The organism is Ralstonia sp. ASV6 (assembly GCF_016429285.1).
Lineage (GTDB): Bacteria > Pseudomonadota > Gammaproteobacteria > Burkholderiales > Burkholderiaceae > Ralstonia > Ralstonia flaminis.
On sequence record NZ_JAELUI010000268.1, the window covers coordinates 1 to 3,504 of the forward strand.

The window sequence follows — 3,504 nt, forward strand, 5'->3', positions numbered from 1 at the left end:
GCTCTATATGAACCAGATCTACCTTGGCCAGCGCGCATACGGCTTTGCCAGCGCCGAGCAGATCTACTTCGGCAAGAACATCAAGGACATCACCCTGGCCGAGGCCGCCATGCTGGCCGGCCTGCCCAAGGCGCCGTCGGCATACAACCCGGTGGTGAACCCCAAGCGCGCCAAGGTGCGCCAGGAGTACATCCTGCAGCGCATGCGCGACCTGCACTACATCACGCCGGAGCAGTACACCCAGGCCATCAACGAACAACTGCCGGTGCGCAGCGAGGGCCATGAATTCGACGTGCACGCCGAGTACGTGGCAGAAATGGTGCGCCAGCTCATGTACGCCCAGTACCGTGAAGAGACCTACACGCGTGGCCTGAACGTCTATACGACGCTGCGCAAGGGCGATCAGGACGTGGCCTATCAATCGGTGCGTCGCGGCATCCTCGACTACGAGCGCCGCCATGGCTACCGCGGCCCAGAAGCTTTCATCGATCTGCCCGCCGACGCGGACGACCGCGAACAGGCAATCGACGATGCCCTGCTCGAACACCCGAGCAGCGACGATCTGCAATCGGCCGTGGTGGTGAGCGTGGCGCCGAAGCTGGTGCGCGCGACCATGCTGTCGGGCGAGACGATCGATCTGGCGGGCGACGGCCTGAAATTCGCGCAGGCAGCGCTGTCGGCCAATGCGCAGCCGAAGATCAAGCTGCGTCCGGGCGCGGTCATCCGCGTGATCCAGGACACCAAGACGCAGAAGTGGTCGATCACGCAGTTGCCGGAAGTGGCCTCGGGCTTTGTCTCGCTGGATCCGCAGACGGGCGCGATCTACTCGATGGTCGGTGGCTTCGACTTCAACCGCAGCAAGTTCAACCACGTCACACAGGCGTGGCGCCAGCCGGGCTCGAGCTTCAAGCCGTTCATCTACTCGGCGGCGGTGGACAAGGGCTTTTCGCCGTCTACGGTGATCAACGATGCACCGCTGTCGATCCCGACCGGCGACACCGGTGGACAGGTGTGGGAGCCGAAGAACTACGGCGGCGGCTACGACGGCCCGATGACGATGCGCCGCGCCCTGCAGAAGTCGAAGAACCTGGTGTCCGTGCGCATTCTGCGCACCATCGGCACGCAGTACGCGCAGCAATACATCACGCGCTTCGGTTTCGAAGCGGACAAGCACCCCGCCTATCTGCCGATGGCGCTGGGCGCGGGCTCGGTGACGATCCTGCAGATGGCCGGCGCCTATTCGGTATTCGCCAACGGTGGCTACCGCGTCAACCCGTACATCATTGATCGCGTGGTCGATGCGCGCGGCACCGTCATCCAGCAGGCACACCCGATGACGGCCGCCAAGGACGCCGTGCGCGTGATCGATCCGCGCAACGACTTCATCATGGACTCGCTGCTGCGTAGCGTAGTGTCGAACGGTACGGGCTATCAGGCCAAGGCCAAGCTGGGCCGCAACGACATGGCCGGCAAGACAGGCACCACCAACGACTCGTTCGACGCGTGGTTCTGCGGCTATACGCCCAAGCTGGTTGGCGTGGCCTGGATGGGCTATGACAACCCGCGCAGCCTGGGTGACCGCGAAACCGGTGGCGGCCTGGCCCTGCCGATCTGGATCAACTACATGAGCTATGCCCTCAAGGGCCAGCCCGAGACAGATCGCCAGCCGCCTGAAGGTGTGGTGCAGATGGCCGGCGACTGGGCCTACGAGGAGTACGCCAACGGCCAGGGTATCGCCTCGGTGGGCCTGGGCGATGCGATGCCGGGCGCCTCTGGCCCTGCTTCGGCACCGGGCGGCGACCAGCCGCAGCCAAACGGCAGCCTGGCGCCGACACCGGAACAGGAGAAGCAGAAGATTCTCGACATGTTCCGCGGCAACTGAGCTTCATTGCCAACGAAAAAAGCCGCCCTTCGGGGCGGCTTTTTGTTTGGTGCAGCGGATACGCGTAGCGGTCAGTTGGCAGCCAGCGTCACATCCACTTCGCACTGCTGGCTGACATAGCGCGACAGGGCAACGTAAAGCTCTTCGCCGCTGCGGGTGTCCGTCCAGCGGCCATTGCTATGGCGGAAGTGGAATCCGCCGGCACGCGCGGCCACCCATAGTTCCTGCATCGGCGCCTGGCTGTTGATGATGATCTTGGAGCCGTCGTCAAATTCGAGCGTCAGCACGTTACCGACACGGCTGACTTCGATGTCGGCGTCGGCCTCATCGGCGGCATCCTCGACGATGCGTTCGACACGGCTAAGCTCAGCGTCGGCCAGGGCCAAGAACTCCGATTCGGTCAGGGGGGGCATGCTACACTCCAAAATCTTGCGCGGGCGCGGCATGGCGGCCTTTTTCAACCGTTTAGCGCCTCGCCCCATGTGACTCTGATTGCCGCAAGGTTGCACCCTTGGGCTCTTTTCCGCATCACCATCCGATGACACGAATCGCCGCCATTGTAGCCACTGTCGGCCTGACCCTGACGGCCGCAGGTCTATCCGGCTGCGGGATTCGCGGGCCGCTGTACATGCCCAAGGTGCCGTCTGCGCCGACCGCGCCGCAAACGACCGACCCCGGCATCGCCGGCCCGAACGCCGTGCCGCAACCGCCGGTGCCTGGCGCCAAACCCGCTGCAGACGCCGCCAGCGCGGTGCCCGCCAACCGCTGATCCGCTTCTCTTTTCAACCGGCGCCACCTGCCCTGCTCAAGATGGCGCCCTGATTGCTCCTCACCCATGTCCGAGTCCCTGATCCGCCAGGACGGCGCCCTAATGATCGAAGGCGTCGCGCTCGACGCGATTGCCGCGCAATTCGGCACGCCAACCTATGTGTATTCGCGCGCTGCGCTCACGGCCAACTATCGCGCTTACGCCGCCGCGTGCGAGGGTCGCAACGCGCATGTGCAGTACGCGATGAAGGCCAACTCGAACCTGGCCGTGCTGCAAGTGTTCGCTCAGCTGGGTGCGGGCTTCGACATCGTCTCGGCAGGTGAACTCAAGCGTGTGCTGGCTGCGGGTGCGCCAGCGTCGAAGGTGGTGTTCTCCGGCGTGGGCAAAAGCGCGGATGAAATGCGCTTCGCGCTGGAAGTCGGCGTGGCGTGCTTCAACGTGGAGTCGATTCCCGAGCTGCATCGTCTGAACGACGTGGCCGCATCGCTGGGCAAAACCGCGCCCGTGTCGCTGCGTATCAACCCGGACGTGGATGCCAAGACGCACCCGTACATCTCGACCGGCCTGAAGGGCAACAAGTTCGGCGTGGCCTTTGACGAGGTGCTGCCGACTTACCGCGCCGCTGCCGCGATGCCCAACCTGCGTGTGGTCGGCATCGACTGCCATATCGGCTCGCAGATCACTGAGGTGTCGCCGTACCTGGATGCGCTGGACAAGGTGCTCGACGTGGTGACCAAGCTCGACGCCGAAGGCATCCGTCTCTCGCACATCGACGTGGGCGGCGGCCTGGGCATCACCTACACCGACGAGACGCCGCCGGATATCACCGCCTTCGCACGCACGCTGCTGGACC

The 3,504-nt window shown here is 64.5% G+C and carries 4 protein-coding genes; 3 read left to right on the top strand and 1 reads right to left on the bottom strand.

Features of this window, described 5'->3' with window-relative positions:
* Nucleotides 1-1,882: penicillin-binding protein 1A (locus JHD73_RS27140; protein ID WP_199033235.1), on the top strand; the 1,882-nt coding region annotated here is incomplete at its 5' end.
* 71 nt (nt 1,883-1,953) lie between these two features.
* Here JHD73_RS27140 and cyaY read toward each other — a convergent pair.
* Entirely contained in the window at nt 1,954-2,295 is a 342-nt protein-coding gene (cyaY, locus tag JHD73_RS27145; RefSeq protein WP_199033236.1) for an iron donor protein CyaY, read from the bottom strand.
* A gap of 125 nt (nt 2,296-2,420) precedes the next feature.
* Between cyaY and JHD73_RS27150 the strand changes: the two genes are divergently transcribed.
* On the top strand, nt 2,421-2,651 hold the full coding sequence (locus JHD73_RS27150) for a lipoprotein (RefSeq protein ID WP_199033237.1): 231 nt from the start codon (nt 2,421-2,423) through the stop codon (nt 2,649-2,651).
* A gap of 66 nt (nt 2,652-2,717) precedes the next feature.
* Nucleotides 2,718-3,504 (top strand): diaminopimelate decarboxylase (lysA, locus tag JHD73_RS27155; RefSeq protein WP_199033238.1); only part of this gene is annotated, 787 nt, incomplete at its 3' end.